This window comes from Streptomyces spinoverrucosus, from assembly GCF_006539505.1.
GTDB lineage: Bacteria > Actinomycetota > Actinomycetes > Streptomycetales > Streptomycetaceae > Streptomyces > Streptomyces spinoverrucosus.
Genome location: NZ_BJND01000027.1, coordinates 96,397 through 118,907, shown reverse-complemented (window position 1 = coordinate 118,907; position 22,511 = coordinate 96,397). Strand labels below are relative to the sequence as shown.

Below are 22,511 nucleotides of genomic sequence, written 5' to 3'. Positions count from 1 at the left end.
GTCCGCGCTGTGCGGGCGGGCTCGACGCAGCGTCCATTGTCCGTGCCCCGGCACCGGCGGCATGCTGCGGCAATGGCCCTCCCACCACCGAAGACACCCATGCTGTCCCGCCGTTCCGTACTGCGCGCGCTCGGCGGCGGTGCCGCGCTCGGCGCGCTGGCGGGCTGCGGCGTGCCCGCGGCGTACGTGGCGCCCGGCGACCGGGCCGCCGCCGACCGCTCGGCCCGCGACCGGCGGCTGACGTGGGCCAACTGGCCGCTGTACATCGACACCGACGACTCCGGACGGAAGCGGCCCACGCTGGAGGCCTTCGAGCGGCGCACCGGCATCGCCGTGGACTATGTCGAGGAGATCAACGACAACGACGAGTTCTTCGGCAAGATCAGCCCCGCCCTGATGAACCACCAGCCCACCGACCGCGATCTGATCGTCATCAGCGACTGGATGTGCGCGCGGTTCGTACGGCTGGGCTGGGTGCAGGAGATGGACCGCGCCCGCCAGCCGAACGTCACGCGGTACCTCGACCCACTGCTGCGCTCACCGGCCTTCGACCCCGGCCGCAGGTTCACCGTGCCGTGGCAGTCCGGCATCACCGGCATCGCGTACAACCGGCGGGAGCTGGGCCGGGAGATCCGCCATGTCTCCGACCTGTGGGCGAGCGACCTCAAGGGCCGGGTCACGCTGCTGTCCGGGCTGGACGAGGCGTTCGCGCTGCTGATGCAGGGCGACGGCGTCGACATCACGCGGTGGACGGCGGACGACTTCCACCGGATGTGCGACCAGGTCGAGAAGCGGGTGAAGGGCGGTCACATCCGCCGCTTCACCGGCAACGACTACATCAAGGACCTGTTCAGCCGCGACGTGCTGGCCTGCCAGGCCTACTCCGGCGATGTGATCCAGCTCCAGGCGGACGATCCGGACATCGAGTTCGTCGTCCCCGAGGAGGGCGCCGAGCTGTGGTCCGAGTCCCTCATGATCCCCAACCTCGCCGCCCACAAGACCAACGCCGAGCGTCTCGTCGACCACTACTACGACCCCGACGTCGCCGCGGAGCTGGCCGCCTGGGTCAACTACGTCTGCCCCGTCCCGGCCGCCCAGGACGTCCTCGCCTCCGCCAAGGACGAGGAGACCGCCGCCCTGGCCGAGGACCCGCTGATCTTCCCCGACACCGCGATGCGGCGACGGCTCGCGATCGCACGGGACATCGCGGCGGAGGAGCGGGTGGAGTTCGCTCGGCGGTGGAATGGGATTGTGGGATTGTGAACCGAGGGGGGCGAAAGGCACTTCTACCGAAGGTGCCCCGTGTCATTGAGGACTCCTCGTCAGTAATCGATGCGGTCGGGCTTGGCCAGCCATGCCTCGAACGGCGCCGTACGGTTCGGCAGGTCCAGGTGCGCGACCGACATCGGCCACATCGACTCGGGCTTCTTCTCGAACAGGTCGTAGAACTTGCGGTCGTCGAAACCGGCCACCGCGGCATCGTGCCGGTCAGCGGAGTAGACGACCCGGTCGACCCGCGCCCACAGTGCGGCGGAGAGGCACATCGGACACGGCTCGCACGACGTGACCAGGACGCAGCCTTCGAGCGAGAAGGTGTCCAGCTTCTTGCAGGCGGCACGCATCGCGCTCACCTCGGCGTGCGCCACCGGGTCCAGGGTCGCGGTGACCTGGTTGTTCCCGATGGCGACGACCTCGCCGTCCTTGGCGACGAGTGCGCCGAACGGGCCGCCGCCGTTCGTCACGCTGGTGGTGGCCAGCGTGATCGCCTTCTCCATCCAGACGCGCTCGAACTCCTGGACGTTCGTTTCCTGGGTGTGCGTGGTCATGGTCACTCCTTTTCCGGAGACGGTGGGGTGGGAGATCACGGCTGGACTCCGCAGATGTGCTCCGGCTTGACCGGGGTGTGGGTCAGGTTCAGCCCCGTCGCGTTGCGGATGGCGTTCACGATCGCCGGGGTGGCGGAGATGGTGGGCGGTTCGCCGACACCGCGCACCCCGTACGGCGCGTTCGGGTCCGCCTTCTCGATCACATCCACCGTCATCGGCGGCGTGTCCAGAATGGTCGGGATCAGATAGTCGGTGAACGACGGGTTGCGGATCTTGCCGTCCTTGACCTGGATCTCCTCCATCACGGCAAGGCCGAGCCCCTGTGTGGAACCGCCCTGGATCTGCCCGACGACGGCGTCCGGGTTGATCGCCTTGCCGACGTCCTGCGCACAGTCCAACTGCACGACCTTCACCAGGCCCAGCTCGGTGTCCACGTCCACCACCGCCCGGTGCGCGGAGAAGGCGTGCTGGACGTGCACCCGCGGGCTCTGCCCGGTCACCGGGTCCATCGCGTAGGTCTGGAGGTGGTGGTACTCCCTGGTTTCCTCGATCACGTCATCGCCGAGTACGTCGACAAGATCGGCGATGAAACCGGTGGTCCCGGAGACGACCTTGCCGCCGGTGAGCGACAGGTCCGCCGGGTTCTCACCGAAACGCCGGGCGACCAGGTCGAAGATCACCTCGCGGACGGCGTCACACGCGTTCCTGACGGCACCTCCGGTGATGTAGGTCTGCCGGGAGGCCGAACTCGACCCCGCGTCGCCGACGTTGGTGTCGGCCGGGTGGATGTTCACCCGCTCCACGCCCAGTTCGGTGCGGGCGATCTGCTGCTGCACGGTGATCAGGCCCTGCCCGACCTCGGCCGCGGCGGTGTGCACCATCGCGACCGGTTCGCCGCCGATGACCTCAAGTCGTACCCGCGCGGTGGAGTAGTCGTCGACGCCTTCCGCGTAGGAAACGTTCTTGATGATCACGCTGTATCCGACGCCCCGCACGATGCCTTCGCCGTGCGTGATGTTGGATACGCCGCCCGGCAGGTCCCGGACGTCCACCGGTACGGTCCGGTTCTCCGGCGGCATCGGGAGCTTCTTCAGACGTGCCAGCAGCTCCGCGACCGGCGCCGGGTAGTCCAGCACCTGCCCGGTGTGCATGGTCGAGCCCTCCTCGACGGCGTTGAGCTGCCGCAGCCGCACCGGGTCCATGCCCAACGCCTTGGCGAGCTTGTCCATTTGCAGCTCGTAGGCGAACGCCGGCTGCACGGCCCCGAGACCACGCATCGCGCCGCACGGCGGATTGTTCGTGTAGAGGCCCCAACCCTCGATCTGCACGTTGGGCACCTCGTACGGCCCGACGCCCAGCGAGGTGGCGTTGCTGACGACGACCGGGGTCTTGGAGGCGTATGCGCCGCCGTCGAAGTACATCTTCGCCTTGACGTAGACGAGCTTGCCGTCCTTGGTCGCCCCGTGCTCGTAGTACATCTTCGCCGGGTGCCGGTGCACATGGCCGAAGAACGACTCGAACCGGTTGTAGACCATCTTCACCGGCTTGCCGGTGTGCAGCGCCAGCAGGCAGGCGTGGATCTGCATGGACAGATCCTCACGGCCACCGAAGGCGCCCCCGACACCGGACATGGTGAAGCGCACTTTCTCGACCGGGAGACCGAGGGCCCGCGCCGTCTGCTTCTGGTCCACGTGCAGCCACTGGGTGGCGATGAACAGGTCGACCCCGCCGTCCTCGGCCGGGACGGCCAGCCCGGATTCCGGCCCGAGGAACGCCTGGTCCTGCATGCCCAGGGTGTACACATCGGACACCACGACATCGGCCCCGGCTTCCGGATCGCCCTTGATGATCGGCTGATAGCGCACCACGTTGCCGCCGGGGTGCAGCTTGGGCAGCGTGTCGTCGTGCGCGGCCCGCTCCGGGTCCGTGATCGGCTCCAGCACCTCGTAGTCGACGACGATCTTCGCCAGCGCGCGCCGGGCCGTCTCCGGGTGATCGGCCGCCACCAGGGCAACCGGCTCGCCCTGGTACCGCACCACGTCTTCGGCAAGCACCGGCGTGTCGGAGACCTTCAGGCCGTAGATGTTCTCGCCGGGGATGTCCTGGTGGGTCAACACCGCGTACACGCCGGGGTGCTTGAGCGCGGGAGAGATGTCGATCGAGGTGATCCGCGCATAGGGGTGCGGGCTGCGCAGGGTCGCGCCCCAGAGCATGTCCTCCGCCCACAGATCCGAGGAATAGGCGTACTCCCCGCGTACTTTGAGCGTTCCGTCCGGCCGCAGTGGGCTGTCGCCGATTCCGCCGGTGATGGCCTCATTGAGTTCCTGTGGGGTGCGGGCGGGAGAAGTCTGGTCGGCCATCAGGAAGCCTCCACCTTTGAGACGAGACGGTTGCCGAGCATGAGGTAGTCGATCTCCGTTCCGATGAAGCAGGTATTGATCAGGTGGGTTCCAGCCGCCCAGGCAGCAAGTTCCCTGGCTCCGTTGCAACTTGTTGAGGAGTACACAGGCAGCCGAGTGGAGTCAGCTAGGAGTGGAAGGCATGAAAGACTCCGCAGGCCGGGGATGGCTCTTCGTAGGTTTCTACAAGGGCCGGTGAGGCCCGCAGCGTTAGGAAACTCCTAAGGGCACCGCCGCCGAAAAGGTGCGCCGAAAAGTGTTATCCGCCCGTCTCCCGCCACGTCCCCGACAGGGGGTGTGACCCCCGGCATAGCCAGAAGTGCGGGTCGGACTGAGAAGGTGCGTGCGGACGTCGGATGAGGGTGGAGAGGACTGAGGTGGACGGGCGGCAGTGGCGGTCGACCATCGCGGCGGCGCAGGCAGGGGACCGGCGGGCGCTGGACGACCTGGTCGAGGGCTGGCTGCCGCTGGTCTACAACATCGTCGGCCGCGCCCTGAACGGCCACGCCGACGTCGACGACGTCGTCCAGGAGACGATGCTGCGTGCCGTCGGCAACCTGGGCTCGCTGCGCGACCCGGACAGCTTCCGGTCCTGGCTGGTGGCGATCGCCATGCGGCAGATACGGGACCGGGCCCGCCGCAGCCGCCCCACCGCGCCCGCCGACGAGGTGCCCTCCGACGCCGCCGACTTCGCCGAACTCACTGTGCTGCGGCTCCAGTTGGAGGGCCAGCGGCGCGAGGTCGCCGAAGCCGTGCGGTGGCTCGACGACGAGGACCGGCAGCTGCTGTCGCTGTGGTGGCTGGAGGTCGCCGGTGAACTCACCCGGCGTGAACTGGCCGCCGCCGTCGGCATCACCCGCCAGCACGCCGCCGTCCGCGTCCAGCGGATGAAGGAGCGGCTGGAGACCGCCCGAGGCATCGTCCGCGCCCTCGACGGCGCCTGCCCCGACCTGCGTGAGCTGACCGCACGCTGGCCCGGGCGGCCCGACTCCGTGTGGCGCAAGCGGCTGGCCCGGCACATCCGGGGCTGCGGCTACTGCTCGGACACCCGCGAGTCCGTCGTACCGGCGGAGCGGCTGCTCGTCGGCATCGCGCTCGTCCCGGTCCCGGTCGGTTTCACGCTGTCGCTGGCGTTCGGCGGCAAGACCGCCGTGGCCGCCACCTCCGTCGGCTGGTCCGCCAAGGTCATGACCGCGCTCACCAAACCGGCCGTGGCGGTGACGGCCGGAGCGACGATCGCCGCGGGCGGCGCGTACGTCGTCACGCAGACCCCGCAGGACACTCCGCGCCCCCCACGGGCCGCGGCCCCCGCCGTCCCCACCGCGACGAGCACGCCCACCCCACCGGCCCCGTCGCCCACGCCGTCGCCCTCGGTGACGCAGCAGAAGACCGACCTGTACGGCACGGTCGTCGACGCCGTCGACCGGGCGCCCGACCCGAACGCGCGCCCCGCCGCCCTGCCGCGCCGCCCCGAGACGGGGCTCACCAGCACCGGCGGCCCGCACGCCGTGATGAACCACCGCGGCGACAGCGTCACCCTCACCGGCCGGGGCTATGTCCTCGTCCGCTGGCAGATCTCCCCGCAGTACCGCCCCGGCGCCCTCGTCATGCCCGCCTGGACCGGCCTGAAGGGCAAGCTCTTCCATGTCGCCTCGGGCGGCGGGCGCCGTATGGACGACCGCGTCAGCAGCACCGACAGCTCCGCCACCGGCATGGGCAGCACGGCCACCGGATACGCCCAACTGCCGCCCGGCACCCAGCAGATGTGGCAGAACGAGTACTTCTACGTCGACGGCACCGTCACCCTCACCGTCAACGAACGCGGCGCCGACTACGGCCTCAGCGTCTTCCCCTCGACCTGGGACGACGTGACCGAGGACATCAACCACGGGCCTCCCGACGGCGCGACCCGCTACGGCCTCGTCCGCGACACCGGCAGGGACGACACCCCCGTGCCGCAGTACGTCACCCGCGCCCGCCCGACCGACCCGGCGACCGTCCCTCAGCGCTCCCGCGTTTAACGCTCCTGCGCGGCCATCACCTCATCGGTGCGCAGGGCGCACAGGGCGTCGACGCGGTTGGTGGTGATCGAGTCGACGCCGAGGGCGAGCAGGCGGCGCATGGTGCGGCGGGTGTCGGGGGTCCACACCGACAGCAGGTAGCCGTCCTTGTGGACGCGGGCGGCGAGGTCGCGGCTCATCAGGCCGAAGCGGTAGTTGAGCCAGCGCGGGCGCACCGCGTCCAGCAGGGCCGGGCGCGGCGGGGCCAGGGTCGTCCAGGTGAGGGCGATCTCGGCGGCCGGGTCGGCGGCCCGTACCGCGAGCATCGCGGTGGCGCCCGCGCAGTAGTACACGCGGTCCGCCGCCCCGCACTCCCGTACGACGTCCACGACCCGGCGTGCCGCCCGGACCTCGGGCGTGCCCGGCAGATCGAGCATCACCCGGTGCCCGTCGGTCGCCGTGAGCGCCTCCGCGAGCGTCGGCACCCGGCCCGCCGTCAGCCCGCGCACCTCGTCCGCCGACAGCGACAGCAGCGGCCGGTCGTGATCCCACAACCGCTTCAGCGTCTCGTCGTGCAGCAGCACGGGCACACCGTCCCGGGTCAGCCGTACGTCGACCTCGACCGCGTCCGCGCCCAGTCGGAGCGCGGAACGCAGCGAGTCGATCGTGTTCTCGCGGAAGTGGTAGGGGGCACCGCGGTGGGCCACGGCGGTCACGTTCGGCATGGGGCCATTGTGGTGGGTCAGCGCGCGAGCCACGCCGAGGTGTAGGTGTCGATCTCGGCCTTGATGCGGCCCTTGCCGGCCTCGTCGTGGAAGGAGGCCTCGACCGCGTTCTTCGCGAGGTCGGCGAGGCCCCGCTCGTCGAGGTCGAGCAGCCGGGCGGCGACGGCGTACTCGCTGTTGAGGTCGGTGCCGAACATCGGCGGGTCGTCGGAGTTGATGGTGACGAGGACGCCGGCCCGGGTGAACTCCTTGATGGGGTGTTCGTCGAGCGTGCGGACCGCGCGGGTGGCGATGTTGGAGGTGGGGCACACCTCCAGCGGGATCCGGTGCTCGGCGAGGTGCGCCAGCAGCTTCGGGTCCTGGGCCGAGCTGGTGCCGTGGCCGATGCGCTCGGCGCGCAGGTGGGTCAGCGCGTCCCACACCGTCTCCGGGCCCGTCGTCTCACCGGCGTGCGGCACGGAGCGCAGCCCGGCGGCTATGGCGCGGTCGAAGTACGGCTTGAACTGCGGCCGCGGCACGCCGATCTCGGGCCCGCCGAGCCCGAAGGAGACCAGTCCCTCGGGGCGCAGTTTGTCGTCCGTGGCGAGCCGGGTCGTCTCCTCGGCCGCCTCCAGGCCCGCCTCGCCGGGAATGTCGAAGCACCAGCGCAGTACGGTCCCGAAGTCGGCCTCGGCCGCCTTGCGGGCGTCCTCGATCGCGTCCATGAACGCCTGCTCCTCGATGCCGCGCCGGGTCGAGGAGAACGGGGTGATGGTCAGCTCGGCGTATCGCACCTGCTGGCGGGCCATGTCGCGGGCCACCTCGTACGTCAGCAGCCGGACGTCATCGGGGGTGCGGATCAGGTCGACGACGGACAGGTACACCTCGATGAAGTGGGCGAAGTCCGTGAACGTGAAGTAGTCGACCAGGGCCTCGGGGTCCGTGGGGACCTTGGAGTCGGGGTGGCGGGCGGCGAGTTCGGCGACGATCCGGGGGGAGGCGGAGCCGACGTGGTGCACATGCAGTTCGGCCTTGGGCAGTCCGGCGATGAAGGCCTTCAGGTCCCGTGGGGCACGGGGGTCGACGAGATGCTCGGTCAAGGGTTCCTCCCCGGAACGGCGCCCCGGCCGGCGCGTGGCGGGCGGGGCGCGGTGATCGGCTGATCGGTGACTCGGGTTCATCGTAGGCGGTGGGGCAGCGTCGCCTTCAGGGTGTGGGGCGGTATCGATGCCCGGCGCCGCCGCGTGGGCGCGACCGGCCCCCACGCACCCGCATGTGGCAGGCGGTGGACGGCCCCGTAGCATGGCGGCACGATCGACCCAGGGGGGATGCGACATGACGGACGCGACGCAGCCTGGCGGAGGCGGCCACGACCCGTGGGCGCCTCCCGAGAACAAGACCTCGCTCGACAAGAACCAGGCGCCCGACGCCGCACCGTCCACACCGCAGCCGCCCTCCGTGCACGACCATGCCACGGTCACCTCGATGCCGAGCCCGGGCTTCATCCCGCCCGCCGGGCCGACACCGTTCGACCACCCCGGCCCCGGCCCCGGCCCCGCCGTCCCACCCCCGCCCGTCGCCCCCACCGGCCCGGGAGCACCCGGCGGCTACGGCTACCACGGCTATCCCCAGGGCGGCTACGGCTGGCCCGGTATGCCCATGGCCCCTCAGAACGGCATGGGCATCGCGGCGATGGTGCTGGGCATCGTCTCGTGCACCCTGTTCTGCCTGTACGGCGTGGTCTCGCTCGTGACCGGCATCCTCGCCGTCGTCTTCGGGCTCAAGGGACGCAAGCGGGCCGAGGCCGGACTGGCCGACAACCACGGTCAGGCCCAGGCAGGCCTGATCATGGGCATCATCGGGATCGTCCTCGGCCTCGCGGTGATCATCCTGATCGCCGTCGGGATCACGGCAGCCATCAACAGCGACGAGCCGTACGAGGACGACCCGTACTACGGCGCCCCGGCCCCCGTGGCCACCGCCCCGGCCCACTACTGAAACAGCCACCCGCCGCGACGATCAGCGCCACTACGATGCCCTGGTCTGACAACGGAGGGGAGATCGTCCATGTCCAACACCAACCCCACCCCTGGTGGGTTCGGACCGCCGTCCCAGCCCCCGCAGCAGCCGGCCCCCGGCTACGGCTATCCGCAGCAGTCCGGACCGGGCTACGGCTACCCCCAGGGAAGCCCCGGCTACCCGGCCGCGCCGCCCGCGGGCTACCCGCAGGCCCCCGGCTATGCGATGCCCGTGCAGCCGAGCAACGGCATGGGGACCACAGGGCTGGTGCTGGGCATCATCGGCGTGGTGTGCAGCATGACCTTCTTCCTGTGGTTCTTCGGCGTGATCCTCGGCATCCTCGGGATCATCTTCGGCGCCATCGGCCGGGGCAAGGCCACTCGCGGTGAGGCCACCAACAAGGGCGCGGCGACCGCCGGCCTCGTCTGCGGCATCATCGCCACCGTGATCCTTCCGCTGCTGGGCTTCCTGGCCTTCGCCAGCATCATGGGCGGGGTCGGCGCGGCTTCCTGAACGCCGCGTCGACGCGCCGAGGGGCCGGCCCCCGGACCGGCCCCTCACTCATGCCGCGCGCAGCCGCTCCCGCGCCTCCATCAGCGCGAACCCGAGCAGATTCGGCCCCCGCCACCGCTCCGGATCCGACGCCGCCTCGTCGTCCGCGGCCAGCCCGATGCCCCACACCCGGTCCACGGGGCTCGCCTCGACCAGCACCCGCTCCCCGGTGCCCAGCAGAAACTCACGCAGATCGGCATGCGCGGCGAACTTGTGGACGCTGCCCTCGGCCACGATCCGGAACCGCTCGCGCTCCCACACGGCCTCGTCGAAGCCCCGCACCAGCCGCCCCGCCTTCTTCGCCTCGGCGGGATGCCCGGCCGCCAGCACGCGCCGCTCCGCCTCCGCGTCGTCGAAGAGCCGGGCCTTGCCCGCCATCATCCAGTGCTCCGCCGTCGCGTACTCCACCCCGTCCACGGTGAACGGCGACGGCCACCACTGACTCAGACAGCTCGGGCCGATCCGCCCGTCCGGTCGCGGCCGGTGCCCCCAGAAGTGCAGATACTTGATCCGAGCGCCCGCGCGGACCTCCCTGACCAGCGCATCCCGGGAATCGATCACTCCGCTGACCCCCTCCATCCTCTCCACGCATGCGAGTCTGGCAGGCACCACTGACACTCCGTCCTCCCTTTTGAACGCCGACTCGACACCTGGTCGACAGATTCCGTCGCTTAACCAAAAGGCAACAACGGAATCACTTGTTGGACGCCCGCCCCTCTGTCAGGATCGGCACTCAAATCGAGCTGGAGCTACGCCACCCGCCCCCAGGGACAGCGGGGCGACGGCGGAGGAGAGCGACATGCACAAGCCGGGCAGGAGCACCCCGGAACGATTCCCCGCCCAGGACCGTTTCGCGGACGGCGCGCAGTACATCGCGGGCCGCCTCATGAAGGGCACCTCGGGCCGGACCCACGCGGTCGTCGACCCGGCCACCGGCGAGGAGGTCCTCACCTACGACCTGGCGGGCACGGACGACGTGGACGCGGCCGTCGCCGCCGCCCGCGAGGCGTTCCCGGCGTGGGCCGGCGCCACCCCCGGTGAGCGTTCCGACGCGCTGCACCGTTTCGCCGCCGTGCTCGCCGAGCGCGCGGAGGATTTCGCCCGCGCCGAGTCCCTGCAGTGCGGCAAGCCGCTGAAGCTGACCCGCGAGTTCGACGTGCCGGGCACGATCGACAACACGTCCTTCTTCGCGGGGGCCGCACGGCACCTCCAAGGGCAGTCCGCCGGTGAGTACTCCGGCGACCACACCTCGTACGTCCGCCGCGAGCCCATCGGCGTCGTCGGCTCCATCGCGCCCTGGAACTACCCCCTCCAGATGGCCGCGTGGAAGATCCTCCCGGCGATCGCCGCGGGCAACACGATCGTCCTGAAGCCCGCCGAGCTGACCCCGCTGACCTCCCTGCTCTTCGCGCAGGCCGCCACCGACGCCGGGATCCCGGACGGCGTGATCAACATCGTGACCGGCACCGGCCAGGAGGCCGGTGAGCACCTCGTGGGCCACCCGGACGTGGCCATGACGTCGTTCACCGGCTCCACCGCCGTCGGCAAGCGCGTCGCCGAGATCGCCACCGCCACCGTCAAGCGGCTCCACCTTGAACTGGGCGGCAAGGCGCCCTTCGTGGTGTTCGACGACGCCGACCTGGAGGCCGCCGTCCACGGCGCGGTCGCGGGCGCGCTGATCAACACCGGCCAGGACTGCACCGCCGCCACGCGCGCGTACGTACAGCGCCCCCTCTACGAGGCGTTCGTCGACAAGACCGCCGCCCTCATGGAAACCGTCCGCCTCGGCGACCCCTTCGCGGCGGGCACCGACCTCGGACCGCTGATCTCGCACGTCCAGCGGGACCGCGTCGCCGGTTTCGTCGACCGGGCACGTGCCTACGCGCGCGTGGTCACCGGTGGGGAAGCTCCCCAGGGCGACCTCAAGAACGGCGCGTACTACCGGCCCACGCTCGTCGCGGACGCGCCCCAGGACAGCGAGATCGTCCAGTCCGAGATCTTCGGACCGGTCCTCGTGGTCCTGCCCTTCGACAGCGACGACGAAGGGATCCGGCTCGCCAACGACACCCCGTACGGTCTCGCGGCCTCCGCCTGGAGCCGTGACGTCTACCGTGCGAACCGCGCCACCCGCGAGATCAAGGCGGGCTGCGTGTGGGTGAACGATCACATCCCGATCATCAGCGAGATGCCGCACGGCGGATACAAACAGTCCGGCTTCGGCAAGGACATGTCCGTGTACTCGTTCGACGAGTACACGCAGCTCAAGCACGTTATGTTCGACAATACGGCGGTCGCTCGGAAGGACTGGCACCGCACGATCTTCGGGGACCGATGACCACTTCAGGCCGCCCGAACCGCGGCCGCCCATCCCGAAAGGGCACCACGCGCATGGAGCAGTACGAGCCCGACCGCCCGTCCGCGGCCCAGGTGGCCGCCATGCGGCGCAGCCTGCGCAGCGGCAGGGCCGCCCTCACCCGCCGTTCGCTGCTGCGCGCCTCCGCAGGCGGCGCGCTCGCGGTGGGCGGCCTGGGGGCGCTGAGCGCCTGCGGCATTCCGCCGGCGGCGCAGACGGCCGGAGTGTCGTCCGAGGACCACTCGGCCAAGGAGAAGACGGTCAACTTCTCCAACTGGACCGAGTACATGGACGTCGACGAGAGCGGCAAGCGCCACCCGACGCTCGACGAGTTCAAGAAGCGCACCGGCATCACCGTCAAGTACACCGAGGACATCAACGACAACGTCGAGTTCTTCGGCAAGATCAAGCCGCAGCTCGCGGCCGGCCAGGACACCGGCCGCGACCTGATCTGTGTGACCGACTGGCTCGCCGCGCGCCTCATCCGCTTCGGCTGGGTCCAGAAACTGGACGCGTCCAACCTGCCCACCGCGTACGCCAACCTGTCCCAGCAGTTCCGCAGCCCCGACTGGGACCCGGGACGGGCGTACTCCTACCCCTGGACCGGCATCTCCACGGTCATCGCCTACAACAAGAAGGCGCTGGACGGCGTCGAGGTGAAGTCCGTCTCCGATCTGCTCGACAACCCCAAGCTCAAGGGCCGCGTCGGCTTCCTCACCGAGATGCGCGACAGCGTCGGCATGACCCTGCTGGACATGGGCAAGGACCCGGGCAAGTTCACCGACGACGACTTCGACGCGGCGATCGCCCGTCTGCAGAAGGCCGTCGACAAGGGCCAGATCCGCCGCTTCACCGGCAACGACTACACGTCGGACCTCAGCAAGGGCGACTTCGCGGCATGCCTCGCCTGGGCCGGTGACGTAGTCCAGCTCAAGGCGGACAGCCCGGACGTCGACTTCGTCATCCCCGACAGCGGCTACATGACCTCGACGGACAACCTCCTGGTGCCCAACAAGGCCCGCCACAAGACCAACGCCGAACGGCTCATCGACTTCTACTACGAGCCGGGGCCGGCCGCGCAGCTCGCCGCGTACATCAACTATGTGTGCCCGGTCGACGGGGTGAAGGCGGAGCTCGCCAAGATCGACGAGGACGCGGCGAACAACCCGCTGATCATTCCCGACCAGGAAATGGCCGCCAAGTCTCACGCCTTCCGCTCGCTGAGCTCGAAGGAAGAGACGGCGTACGAAGAGAAGTTCGCGAAGCTCACAGGGGCGTGACGACGACGATGACGACGAAGGACAGCAGCGGCGACGTCCGCCTCTCCGGAATCAGCAAGACCTACGGCTCCTTCACCGCCGTACATCCGCTGGACCTGACCGTCCCGCAGGGCTCCTTCTTCGCCCTGCTCGGCGCCTCGGGCTGCGGCAAGACCACCACCCTGCGGATGATCGCGGGACTCGAGGAGCCGACGAGCGGCACCGTCTTCCTCGGCGACCAGGACGTGACCGCGCTGCCGCCGTACAAGCGGCCGGTGAACACGGTCTTCCAGTCGTACGCCCTCTTCCCGCACCTCGACATCTTCGAGAACGTCGCCTTCGGCCTGCGCCGGCGCGGCGTCAAGAGCGTGAAGAAGCAGGTCGAGGAGATGCTCGACCTGGTCCAGCTCGGTGAGCAGGCCCGCAAGAAGCCGCACCAGCTCTCCGGCGGCCAGCAGCAGCGCGTCGCCGTCGCCCGCGCGCTGATCAACCACCCCAAGGTGCTGCTCCTCGACGAGCCGCTCGGCGCCCTCGACCTGAAGCTGCGCCGGCAGATGCAGCTGGAGCTCAAGCGCATCCAGACCGAGGTCGGCATCACCTTCGTCCACGTCACGCACGACCAGGAGGAGGCCATGACGATGGCCGACACGGTCGCCGTGATGAACGCGGGCAGGGTCGAGCAACTCGGCGCCCCCGACGAGCTGTACGAGAACCCGCGCACCACCTTCGTCGCCAACTTCCTCGGCACCTCCAACCTGATCGAGGCCGAGGTCGACACCAAGGCGGGCGACGACATCGTCCTCAAGGCGGGCGGCGGCAAGCTCACGCTCCCCTCGGAGCGCTGCTCCGCGTCCACCGCGACCGGCGGCAAGGTGCTGGTCGGCGTGCGCCCGGAGAAGATCTCCCTCGTCCACGCGGACGACGCCGGGGAGATCCCGGACGGCCGCAACCGCATCACCGGCACCATCGCGGACGCCAGTTTCATCGGCGTCTCCACGCAGTACGTCATCGACAGCCCCATCTGTCCCGAACTCGCCGTCTACGTGCAGAACGTCGAGCGTGACGGCCGCCTCACGCCCGGCGCCGACGTCGTCCTGCACTGGAGCCCCGCGCACACCTTCGGCCTGGACGCCGCGCAGGACATCGACGCGGGCACCGAGGAAGAGGCCGCCTGATGTCGACGCTCACCGAGGCGCCACCGCCGCTGGCGCCCGCACCGGAGAAGAAACCGCCGCGCAGGCGCGGCCGCCTGACACCGTACTGGCTGCTGCTGCCCGGCATCCTCTGGCTGCTGATCTTCTTCGCGCTGCCGATGATCTACCAGGCCTCCACGTCCGTGCAGACGGGCTCCCTGGAGGAGGGCTACGAGGTCACCTGGCACTTCGCCACCTACTGGAACGCGCTGTCCGAGTACTGGCCGCAATTCCTGCGCTCGGTGCTGTACGCCGGTTCCGCTACGGTCCTGTGTCTGCTGCTGGGCTATCCGCTGGCGTATCTGATCGCCTTCCGCGCGGGTCGCTGGCGGAACCTGATCATGATCCTTGTGATCGCGCCGTTCTTCACCAGCTTCCTGATCCGCACCCTCGCCTGGAAGACGATCCTCGCGGACGGCAGCCCGGTCGTCGGCGCCCTCAACACGCTGCACATTCTGGACGTCACCAGCTGGCTCGGCATCACCGCCGGGGACCGGGTGCTGGCCACCCCGCTGGCGGTCGTGTGCGGTCTGACGTACAACTTCCTGCCGTTCATGATCCTGCCGCTCTACACCTCGCTGGAGCGCATCGACGGCAGGTTGCACGAGGCGGCGGGCGACCTGTACGCCAAGCCCTGGACGACCTTCCGGAAGGTCACCTTCCCGCTGTCGATGCCCGGTGTCGTCTCCGGCACGCTGCTGACCTTCATCCCGGCCGCCGGTGACTACGTGAACGCCGATCTGCTCGGCTCCACCGATACCCGCATGATCGGAAACGTCATCCAGTCGCAGTTCCTGCGGATTCTGGACTATCCGACGGCCGCGGCGCTCTCCTTCATCCTGATGTTCGCGATCCTCATCATGGTGACGCTCTACATCCGCAAGTCCGGCACGGAGGATCTGGTTTAAATGGACACGCGACGGAGTCGCAAATTGGGCACGAGCGTCAACTGGCTCAAGCGCCATCTCGTCGTCATCGCGGGGCTGTTCACGCTCGGATTCCTGCTGCTGCCGAACGTCGTCGTAACGGTCTTCTCCTTCAACAATCCGAAGGGCCGTTTCAACTACGAGTGGCAGGAATTCTCCACGGCCGCCTGGACCGATCCGTGCGGTGTCGCCGACCTGTGCGGATCGCTCTCCCTCAGCCTCCAGATCGCCCTCTGGGCGACGCTGGGTGCCACGGTCCTGGGCGCGATGATCGCCTTCGCGCTCGTGCGGTACCGCTTCCGCGCGCGGGGAGCCGTCAACTCGCTGATCTTCCTGCCCATGGCGATGCCCGAGGTCGTCATGGCGGCCTCGCTGCTGACGCTCTTCCTCAACATGGGTGTGCAGTTGGGATTCTGGACGATCCTGATCGCGCACATCATGTTCTGCCTCAGCTTCGTCGTGACCGCCGTCAAGGCGCGTGTGATGTCGATGGACCCGAGGCTGGAGGAGGCCGCGCGCGATCTGTACGCCGGCCCGTTCCAGACCTTCGTCCGGGTCACCCTGCCGATCGCCGCCCCCGGAATCGCGGCGGGCGCGCTGCTCGCCTTCGCGCTCTCCTTCGACGATTTCATCATCACCAATTTCAACGCGGGTTCGACCGTCACCTTCCCCATGTTCGTCTGGGGCTCGGCACAGCGCGGCACGCCCGTTCAGATCAATGTCATCGGTACGGCCATGTTCGTCGTCGCCGTACTGCTCGTCCTGGCTTCCATGGCCATCGGCAGCCGCCGAAAGCGCCAGAAGGCGTAACGCACCCGTAGGGAGTTGAAATCATGGCCCCAAGCGCCATGAGCCGTGGTAACGACAACTGGATGAAGTCCCTTTCCGACGCCCAGCCGGTCGCGTACTGGCTGGACGACCCCGGCAGGCCCCACCCCGAGCCCGCGCTGACCGGCGCCGAGACCTGCGACCTGCTGGTCGTCGGCGGCGGCTACAGCGGACTGTGGACCGCGCTCAACGCCAAGGAGCGCGACCCCGGGCGGGATGTCGTCCTGCTGGAGGGCCGCGAGGTGGGCTGGGCCGCCTCCGGCCGCAACGGCGGCTTCTGCGCCGCCTCCCTCACCCACGGCCTGCCCAACGGCCTGACCCGCTGGCCCGACGAGATCCACAAGCTCCAGGAGCTGGGCGCCCGCAACCTCGACGGCATCGAGGCGGCGGTCGCCCGCTACTCCATCGACTGCGACTTCGAGCGCACCGGCGAGATCGACGTCGCCACCGAGACCTATCAGGCGTGGGAACTGCGCGACTGGTACGAGAAGACGGAGCGCGAGGGCCTCGCCGACGGCGTGGAGTTCCTGGACGCCGAAGCGGTGCGGGCACAGGTCGACTCACCGACATTCCAGGCGGGTCTTTGGGACCGCCGCGGCGTCGCCATGCTCAACCCCGCCAGGCTCGCCTGGGGGCTGAAGCGGGCCTGCCTCGACCTCGGCGTGCGTATCCACGAGCACACCCCCGCCCTCACCCTGAAGCCGTACGGCGCCGGAATGGCCGTACGCACCCCCTACGGCCAGGTCCGCGCCCGCAAGGTCGCGCTCGGCACGAACATCTTCCCGAGCCTCGTCAGACGCGTCCGCGCGTACACCGTCCCGGTCTACGACTACGCCCTGATGACCGAACCGCTCACCGCCGAGCAGCTCGGCGCGATCGGCTGGAAGAACCGGCAGGGCCTCGGCGACAGCGCCAACCAGTTCCACTACTTCCGGCTGTCCGCCGACAACCGCATCCTGTGGGGCGGCTACGACGCCATCTACCCGTACGGCGGCCGGGTGCGCGCCGAGTACGACGACCGCCCTCAGACGTACGCCAAGCTCGCCGGGCACTTCTTCACCTGCTTCCCGCAATTGGAGGGCGTCCGCTTCACCCACGCCTGGGGCGGCGCGATCGACACCTGCTCGCGCTTCTCGGCGTTCTTCGGCACGGCACACGGCGGCAGGGTCGCGTACGCGGCGGGCTACACGGGGCTCGGCGTGGGGGCGACGAGATTCGGCGCCGACGTCATGCTCGACCTGCTGGCCGGAGAGCACACCGAGCGCACCTCGCTCGACATGGTCCGCAAGAAGCCGCTGCCGTTCCCGCCGGAGCCGTTCGCCTGGACCGGTATCGCCCTCACCAAGTGGTCGCTGGCCAGGGCGGACGCCCACGACGGGCGGCGGAACCTGTGGCTGAGGGCGCTGGACAGACTGGGGCTCGGCTTCGACAGCTGAGGGTGACCCAGTTCACCCGTATTGGGTGCGGAAAGCCGCGTAATGCCCGGCAGGAGACCTCCCTCTCCCTCGTGACGCGACCAGCGTCCACGAACAGAGAGGGAGGTTTCCTCATGACAGGGGCGAAGACGGCCGTCGAGTGGCTGGCATCCGTCGCACCGGACCCCGAGGCCTGCCGGTGGGAATGGGAGCGCCACCCCCTGGGGGTCGCGCTGCTGCCCGCCGGCCGGGCCTGGGACGTACTGATCCTGCCGGGCGCGCTCGGCCATCGCACGCTCGACATCCTCACCCGCATCCTCGACCGACCGGGCCCGGTGCTCGTCGACTTCGGCGACGCCCGGACGGGGTTCTTCGTACCGCCGGGCACGGCGTCCCGCTGGGTCGGCACGGGCATCCGCACCGCCGGAGCCGGCGTCTGGATCGTCGTGCCGTACCCGGGCCGCTGCACCGGCAAGGTGCGCTGGCTGGTCCCCCCGGACGGCTCGGGCACGCTGACGGACCCGACGCTGCTGGAACTGGCCATGCACGAGGCGGCGGCGGGCCTGGCGACGAGGGACACCGAGGAGGGCTAGTCGACGAGAACCCTTGACAAGCGAGATTGGTCTGGACCAAGTTGTGGGCGCTCCACCCTCCAATTCCCCCATGCCTGGAGGCACTTGTGGACCGCTTCAGACCCCTCGCCCTCCTAGCCGCCGCGGCGTTGATCCTGCCCGGCGTCACCGCGCTCTCGTCGGCCGCCCGTGCGGCCGACGCGGACCTCGCTCGCAACGGCGGCTTCGAATCCGGCCTCGACGGCTGGACCTGCACCTCCGGTACGACGGTCAACTCACCCGTGCGCAGCGGCAGTTCCGCGCTGCAGGCGACCCCGGCGGGCAGTGACAACGCCCGGTGCGCGCAGACGGTGACCGTACGGCCGGACTCCTCCTACACGCTCAGCGGTCACGTCCGCGGCTCCTACGTCTACCTCGGCGCCTCCGGCACCGGCACCACCGACGTGTCCACCTGGACCCAGTCCGCCCCCGACTGGCAGCAATTGACGACCACCTTCCGCACGGGCCCGTCCACCACGCGGGTCACCATCTACACGCACGGCTGGTACGGCACCGGGGCCTACCACGCCGACGACATCACGCTGATCGGCCCCGGCGGCGAGGTCGGACAGCCGCCCGCACCGCCGACAGGGCTGAAGGTCGGCACGGTGACCTCCGCCAGCGTCGCCCTGTCGTGGTCCGCGGTGACGGGTGCGTCCGGTTACGCCGTCTACCGCGACGGCGTGAAGGTCCAGACGGTGAGCGGCACTTCGGCCACGGTGACCGGACTGTCGCCGCAGACGGCGTACGCCTTCCAGGTCGCCGCCGTCAACGACGCGGGCGAGTCGGCGAGGTCGGCAACCGTGACCGCGACGACCACCCAGGGCGGCGGCAGCTCACCCGACCTCCCGCCGCACGCCCTGGTCGGCTATCTGCACGCCAGCTTCGCCAACGGCTCCGGCTACACCCGCCTCGCCGACGTGCCCGACAGCTGGGACGTCATCGACCTGGCCTTCGGCGAACCGACCTCGGTCACCTCCGGCGACATCCGCTTCGACCGCTGCCCGGTGACCGAGTGCCCGAACGTCGAGAGCGACGCCGAGTTCAAGGCGGCGATCCGGGACAAGCAGGCGGCGGGCAAGAAGGTGCTGATCTCGATCGGCGGCCAGAACGGCCAGGTGCAGCTGACGACCACGGCGGCCCGCGACACCTTCGTGGCATCGGTGTCGAGGATCATCGACGAGTACGGCCTGGACGGCCTGGACATCGACTTCGAGGGCCACTCGCTGTCCCTGAACGCCGACGACACCGACTTCAAGAACCCCAAGACCCCGGTGATCGTGAACCTGATCTCGGCGCTGAAGACCCTGAAGGCCAGATACGGAGACGACTTCGTGCTGACCATGGCGCCGGAGACGTTCTTCGTCCAGCTCGGCTACCAGTACTACGGCACCGGCCAGTGGGGCGGCCAGGACCCGAGGGCCGGAGCGTACCTCCCGGTGATCCACGCGATGCGCGACGACCTCACCCTGCTGCACGTCCAGGACTACAACTCGGGCCCGATCATGGGCCTCGACAACCAGTACCACTCCATGGGCGGCGCCGACTTCCACATCGCCATGACCGACATGCTGCTGACTGGCTTCCCGGTGGCGGGCGACCAGAACAACGTCTTCCCGCCGCTGCGCCCGGAGCAGGTGGCGATCGGCATGCCGGCGTCCACGCACGCGGGCAACGGCCACGTCCCCCCGGCCGAGGTCGTGAAGACCCTCGACTGCCTGACGAAGAAGACCAACTGCGGTTCGTACGCCACGCATGGCGTCTGGCCGGGGTTGCGCGGACTGATGACGTGGTCGATCAACTGGGACCGGTACTCGAACTGGGAGTTCCAGCGGACGTTCGACGGCTACTTCGGCTGACCGGGCCGACACGTCCGACGCTGCCGACGTACAGCACATAGCCGGTGATCAGCACCGTACAGAGGCACCAACTGGCCACGACGTCCAGTGGCCAGTGGTAGCCACGCCGGACCAGCCCGAAGCCGACGCCGAGATTGAGGGCGAGGCAGACGGCGAGCAGCACCCGGCGGACGAGCGGACCGGCAAGCCGGGAGAGGAGGAGCAGGGTCGCGCAGCCGTAGGCGATCGCGGCGGTCGCGGTGTGCCCGGAGGGGTAGTAGCCGGTGGCCGGCGGCTCGACGGGGGTGCCGGGGCGGTCGGTCAGTTCCTTGAGTGGGACGACGAGGGCCGGGACCAGGGCCATCAGGACGACGGCGGCGGCACCCGGCAGCCACCAGCGGTGCGTCCCCGCGCCCCGGGCCCGCCACGCGGTGTACCCCGCGACCAGGACGAGCACGGGGACGGCGACCTGGACGTTGCCGAGGTCGGCGAGGAGTTCGGAGAACCGGTCCGGCTGGACGAGCACATGGCTGAGCCGCTCGTCCAGCCGGACCAGCGGCCCGTCGGCGACGACCTGCCAGGTGATCAGCGCGAAGAGGACGGCGGGCAGGGCGAGCAGCAGAGGAAACACGAGGAACAGCTTCGCAGGTGGGCGGTATTCGCCATCACAGGTCTGGACCAATGACACGCCCAAATGCGCCAAAACACGCCGAAAGGCCGACGCAAGGGGGGGTGTGCGCCGGCCCTTCAGGGGCGTACCGCACCCAGGCGGCCGTCCTGACCGGAACGTCGCGCGCCCCGGGGGGTTTGGGGCGAGCGACCGTCCGATCGGTGAGGAGACCCGGGGCCGAGGGCCCCGGTTGTGTGCGCGAGGGCACGACCAGGTCGAAGCTGGGGAGGCCCCGGCCTGATGTCACCCACAGTTCCCTGCGGGCGGGGTGTATCTCATCGCGTCAGAACCTACGGCAGGCGCCGCGGCTACGACAGACGCAATCCCGACCCGCCATCCACCTCCCACACGTTCTTCACATGCCCTGACGTGGGGCGCTGGATGAACGGGCCGGTGCTCAGATGCGCGCTCGGGTTCGAGCCAAGGTTCGCGCTCAGATGCGTGCGAACGCCTGCTCGATGATGTCGAGGCCCTCGTTCAGCAGGTCCTCGCCGATGACCAGCGGCGGCAGGAAGCGCAGCACGTTGCCGTAGGTGCCACAGGTCAGGACCAGCAGGCCCTCGGCGTGGCAGGCCTTGGCGAGCGCGCCGGTGGCCTCCGGGTTGGGCTCCTTGGTGGCGCGGTCCTTGACCAGCTCGATGGCGATCATGGCGCCGCGACCGCGGACGTCGCCGATGATGTCGAACTTCTCTGCCATGGCGGTGAGGCGGGCCTTCATGATCGCCTCGATGTTCTTCGCCTTGGCGTTGAGGTCCAGTTCCTTCATCGTCTCGATGGAGCCGAGCGCACCGGCGCAGGCCACCGGGTTGCCGCCGTAGGTGCCGCCCAGGCCACCGGCGTGCGCGGCGTCCATGATCTCGGCGCGACCGGTGACGGCGGCGAGCGGCAGACCGCCCGCGATGCCCTTGGCGGTGGTGATCAGGTCGGGGACGATGCCCTCGTCCTCGCAGGCGAACCACTGGCCGGTGCGGCAGAAGCCGGACTGGATCTCGTCGGCGACGAAGACGATGCCGTTGTCGGCGGCGAACTGCCGGACGGCGGGGAGGAAGCCCTTGGCCGGCTCGATGAAGCCGCCCTCACCGAGCACCGGCTCGATGATGATCGCGGCGATGTTGTCGGCGCCGACCTGCTTGGACATCTGGTCGATGGCCTGCGCGGCGGCCTCCGGGCCCGCGTTCTCCGGGCCGGTCGGCCAGCGGTAGCCGTAGGCGACCGGCACCCGGTAGACCTCGGGAGCGAACGGGCCGAAGCCGTGCTTGTACGGCATGTTCTTCGCGGTCAGCGCCATGGTGAGGTTCGTACGGCCGTGGTAGCCGTGGTCGAAGACGACGACGGCCTGGCGCTTGGTGTACGCACGGGCGATCTTGACGGCGTTCTCGACGGCCTCGGCGCCGGAGTTGAACAGCGCGGACTTCTTGGCGTGGTCACCCGGCGTCAGCTCGGCGAGCGCCTCGGCGACCTCGACGTACCCCTCGTACGGCGTGACCATGAAACAGGTGTGCGTGAAGTCGGCGAGCTGGGCGCTCGCCCGGCGTACGACGGCCTCGGCGGACGCGCCGACGGACGTCACGGCGATACCGGAACCGAAGTCGATGAGGCGGTTGCCGTCGACGTCCTCGATGATCCCGCCGCCCGCGCGCGCGGTGAACACCGGCAGCACGGAGCCCACGCCCTGGGCGACCGCGGCGGTACGACGGGCCTGCAGTTCCTGCGACTTCGGGCCGGGGATGGCGGTGACGACGCGGCGCTCCTGCGGGATTGCGGTCATGAGGGGCTCCTGGGGGTTTACGGACGCTTACGTTCTTTCCTTTTCTCGCAGGTTAGGACCGGGGCAGGAGGGTGGGCATGCTCCATGTGGGCGTTGTCAGGGGGGTGGGGTTGTCCGTCTTGGACATAGAAGAGTGCCGGTCCGCTCCGC

At 69.7% G+C, this 22,511-nt stretch carries 19 protein-coding genes; 12 read left to right on the top strand and 7 right to left on the bottom strand.

Annotated elements, in window-relative coordinates:
* Positions 1-72 precede the first annotated feature (72 nt).
* On the top strand, positions 73-1,263 hold the full coding sequence (locus SSP24_RS20370; protein ID WP_141311089.1) for a polyamine ABC transporter substrate-binding protein: 1,191 nt from the start codon (positions 73-75) through the stop codon (positions 1,261-1,263).
* Between the two features lie 59 nt (positions 1,264-1,322).
* Here the strand turns inward: SSP24_RS20370 and SSP24_RS20365 are convergent, their stop codons facing one another.
* Positions 1,323-1,826, bottom strand: coding sequence for a nucleoside deaminase (locus SSP24_RS20365; RefSeq protein ID WP_141311088.1), 504 nt, complete (start codon positions 1,824-1,826; stop codon positions 1,323-1,325).
* Between the two features lie 35 nt (positions 1,827-1,861).
* A complete protein-coding gene (pucD, locus tag SSP24_RS20360; protein ID WP_141311087.1) occupies positions 1,862-4,186 on the bottom strand; it encodes a xanthine dehydrogenase subunit D in 2,325 nt (774 codons plus the stop codon).
* 395 nt (positions 4,187-4,581) lie between these two features.
* Between pucD and SSP24_RS20355 the strand changes: the two genes are divergently transcribed.
* Positions 4,582-6,246 carry an RNA polymerase sigma factor gene (locus SSP24_RS20355; RefSeq protein ID WP_141311086.1) on the top strand — a complete coding sequence of 555 codons (1,665 nt, stop codon included), beginning with the start codon at positions 4,582-4,584 and terminating at the stop codon, positions 6,244-6,246.
* Here SSP24_RS20355 and SSP24_RS20350 read toward each other — a convergent pair.
* Positions 6,243-6,950: a glycerophosphodiester phosphodiesterase gene (locus tag SSP24_RS20350; protein ID WP_141311085.1), complete on the bottom strand. Its 708-nt coding sequence runs from the start codon at positions 6,948-6,950 to the stop codon at positions 6,243-6,245. The two genes, SSP24_RS20355 and SSP24_RS20350, sit on opposite strands and share 4 nt — an antisense overlap.
* 17 nt (positions 6,951-6,967) lie before the next feature.
* On the bottom strand, positions 6,968-8,029 hold the full coding sequence (locus SSP24_RS20345) for an adenosine deaminase (protein ID WP_141311084.1): 1,062 nt from the start codon (positions 8,027-8,029) through the stop codon (positions 6,968-6,970).
* A 235-nt stretch (positions 8,030-8,264) separates the two neighbouring features.
* Between SSP24_RS20345 and SSP24_RS20340 the strand changes: the two genes are divergently transcribed.
* Both SSP24_RS20340 and SSP24_RS20335 read left to right on the top strand, forming a co-directional pair.
* Positions 8,265-8,927, top strand: coding sequence for a DUF4190 domain-containing protein (locus SSP24_RS20340; RefSeq protein ID WP_141311083.1), 663 nt, complete (start codon positions 8,265-8,267; stop codon positions 8,925-8,927).
* 69 nt (positions 8,928-8,996) lie between these two features.
* On the top strand, positions 8,997-9,461 hold the full coding sequence (locus SSP24_RS20335; protein ID WP_141311082.1) for a DUF4190 domain-containing protein: 465 nt from the start codon (positions 8,997-8,999) through the stop codon (positions 9,459-9,461).
* Positions 9,462-9,509: 48 nt separating this feature from the next.
* Here SSP24_RS20335 and ybiA read toward each other — a convergent pair whose 3' ends face one another.
* On the bottom strand, positions 9,510-10,079 hold the full coding sequence (ybiA, locus tag SSP24_RS20330) for a riboflavin biosynthesis intermediates N-glycosidase (RefSeq protein WP_141311133.1): 570 nt from the start codon (positions 10,077-10,079) through the stop codon (positions 9,510-9,512).
* Positions 10,080-10,299: 220 nt separating this feature from the next.
* Here ybiA and SSP24_RS20325 point away from each other — a divergent pair, with 220 nt between their 5' ends.
* The 8 genes from SSP24_RS20325 to SSP24_RS20290 all read left to right on the top strand — a co-directional run bounded on the left by SSP24_RS20325 (position 10,300) and on the right by SSP24_RS20290 (position 19,944).
* Complete coding sequence (locus tag SSP24_RS20325) at positions 10,300-11,835, top strand: gamma-aminobutyraldehyde dehydrogenase (protein ID WP_141311081.1); 1,536 nt, start codon at positions 10,300-10,302, stop codon at positions 11,833-11,835.
* A gap of 53 nt (positions 11,836-11,888) precedes the next feature.
* Entirely contained in the window at positions 11,889-13,133 is a 1,245-nt protein-coding gene (locus SSP24_RS20320) for an ABC transporter substrate-binding protein (RefSeq protein ID WP_141311080.1), read from the top strand.
* Between the two features lie 8 nt (positions 13,134-13,141).
* Complete coding sequence (locus SSP24_RS20315) at positions 13,142-14,287, top strand: ABC transporter ATP-binding protein (protein WP_174864678.1); 1,146 nt, start codon at positions 13,142-13,144, stop codon at positions 14,285-14,287.
* The gene (locus SSP24_RS20310) at positions 14,287-15,213 is read left to right on the top strand and encodes an ABC transporter permease (protein WP_141311078.1); all 927 of its coding nucleotides are present in this window, start codon (positions 14,287-14,289) and stop codon (positions 15,211-15,213) included. Before SSP24_RS20315 ends, SSP24_RS20310 begins: the two co-directional genes overlap by 1 nt.
* A 24-nt stretch (positions 15,214-15,237) precedes the next feature.
* A complete protein-coding gene (locus SSP24_RS20305) occupies positions 15,238-16,041 on the top strand; it encodes an ABC transporter permease (RefSeq protein ID WP_229866055.1) in 804 nt (267 codons plus the stop codon).
* Between the two features lie 23 nt (positions 16,042-16,064).
* Positions 16,065-17,495, top strand: a complete 1,431-nt coding sequence (locus SSP24_RS20300) for an NAD(P)/FAD-dependent oxidoreductase (RefSeq protein WP_141311076.1) — start codon at positions 16,065-16,067, stop codon at positions 17,493-17,495.
* Positions 17,496-17,608: 113 nt separating this feature from the next.
* Positions 17,609-18,067 (top strand): hypothetical protein, encoded by a 459-nt coding sequence (locus tag SSP24_RS20295; protein ID WP_141311075.1) that lies wholly within the window; start codon positions 17,609-17,611, stop codon positions 18,065-18,067.
* A gap of 86 nt (positions 18,068-18,153) precedes the next feature.
* The gene (locus SSP24_RS20290; protein ID WP_167529639.1) at positions 18,154-19,944 is read left to right on the top strand and encodes a chitinase; all 1,791 of its coding nucleotides are present in this window, start codon (positions 18,154-18,156) and stop codon (positions 19,942-19,944) included.
* Here the strand turns inward: SSP24_RS20290 and SSP24_RS20285 are convergent.
* Together SSP24_RS20285 and gabT are read right to left on the bottom strand one after the other, a co-directional pair.
* The gene (locus SSP24_RS20285) at positions 19,883-20,554 is read right to left on the bottom strand and encodes a phosphatase PAP2 family protein (protein WP_174864677.1); all 672 of its coding nucleotides are present in this window, start codon (positions 20,552-20,554) and stop codon (positions 19,883-19,885) included. The two genes, SSP24_RS20290 and SSP24_RS20285, sit on opposite strands and share 62 nt — an antisense overlap.
* Positions 20,555-21,026: 472 nt before the next feature.
* Positions 21,027-22,361, bottom strand: coding sequence for a 4-aminobutyrate--2-oxoglutarate transaminase (gene gabT, locus SSP24_RS20280; RefSeq protein WP_141311074.1), 1,335 nt, complete (start codon positions 22,359-22,361; stop codon positions 21,027-21,029).
* Positions 22,362-22,511 lie beyond the last annotated feature (150 nt).

Excerpts from the sequence above, each read along its gene's own strand:
- SSP24_RS20370 (WP_141311089.1), top strand. The coding sequence starts at position 73 with ATGGCCCTCCCACCACCGAAGACACCCATGCTGTCCCGCCGTTCCGTA.
- SSP24_RS20365 (WP_141311088.1), bottom strand. The coding sequence starts at position 1,826 with ATGACCACGCACACCCAGGAAACGAACGTCCAGGAGTTCGAGCGCGTC.
- pucD (WP_141311087.1), bottom strand. The coding sequence starts at position 4,186 with ATGGCCGACCAGACTTCTCCCGCCCGCACCCCACAGGAACTCAATGAG.
- SSP24_RS20355 (WP_141311086.1), top strand. The coding sequence starts at position 4,582 with ATGAGGGTGGAGAGGACTGAGGTGGACGGGCGGCAGTGGCGGTCGACC.
- SSP24_RS20350 (WP_141311085.1), bottom strand. The coding sequence starts at position 6,950 with ATGCCGAACGTGACCGCCGTGGCCCACCGCGGTGCCCCCTACCACTTC.
- SSP24_RS20340 (WP_141311083.1), top strand. The coding sequence starts at position 8,265 with ATGACGGACGCGACGCAGCCTGGCGGAGGCGGCCACGACCCGTGGGCG.
- SSP24_RS20335 (WP_141311082.1), top strand. The coding sequence starts at position 8,997 with ATGTCCAACACCAACCCCACCCCTGGTGGGTTCGGACCGCCGTCCCAG.
- ybiA (WP_141311133.1), bottom strand. The coding sequence starts at position 10,079 with ATGGAGGGGGTCAGCGGAGTGATCGATTCCCGGGATGCGCTGGTCAGG.
- SSP24_RS20325 (WP_141311081.1), top strand. The coding sequence starts at position 10,300 with ATGCACAAGCCGGGCAGGAGCACCCCGGAACGATTCCCCGCCCAGGAC.
- SSP24_RS20320 (WP_141311080.1), top strand. The coding sequence starts at position 11,889 with ATGGAGCAGTACGAGCCCGACCGCCCGTCCGCGGCCCAGGTGGCCGCC.
- SSP24_RS20315 (WP_174864678.1), top strand. The coding sequence starts at position 13,142 with ATGACGACGAAGGACAGCAGCGGCGACGTCCGCCTCTCCGGAATCAGC.
- SSP24_RS20310 (WP_141311078.1), top strand. The coding sequence starts at position 14,287 with ATGTCGACGCTCACCGAGGCGCCACCGCCGCTGGCGCCCGCACCGGAG.
- SSP24_RS20300 (WP_141311076.1), top strand. The coding sequence starts at position 16,065 with ATGGCCCCAAGCGCCATGAGCCGTGGTAACGACAACTGGATGAAGTCC.
- SSP24_RS20295 (WP_141311075.1), top strand. The coding sequence starts at position 17,609 with ATGACAGGGGCGAAGACGGCCGTCGAGTGGCTGGCATCCGTCGCACCG.
- gabT (WP_141311074.1), bottom strand. The coding sequence starts at position 22,361 with ATGACCGCAATCCCGCAGGAGCGCCGCGTCGTCACCGCCATCCCCGGC.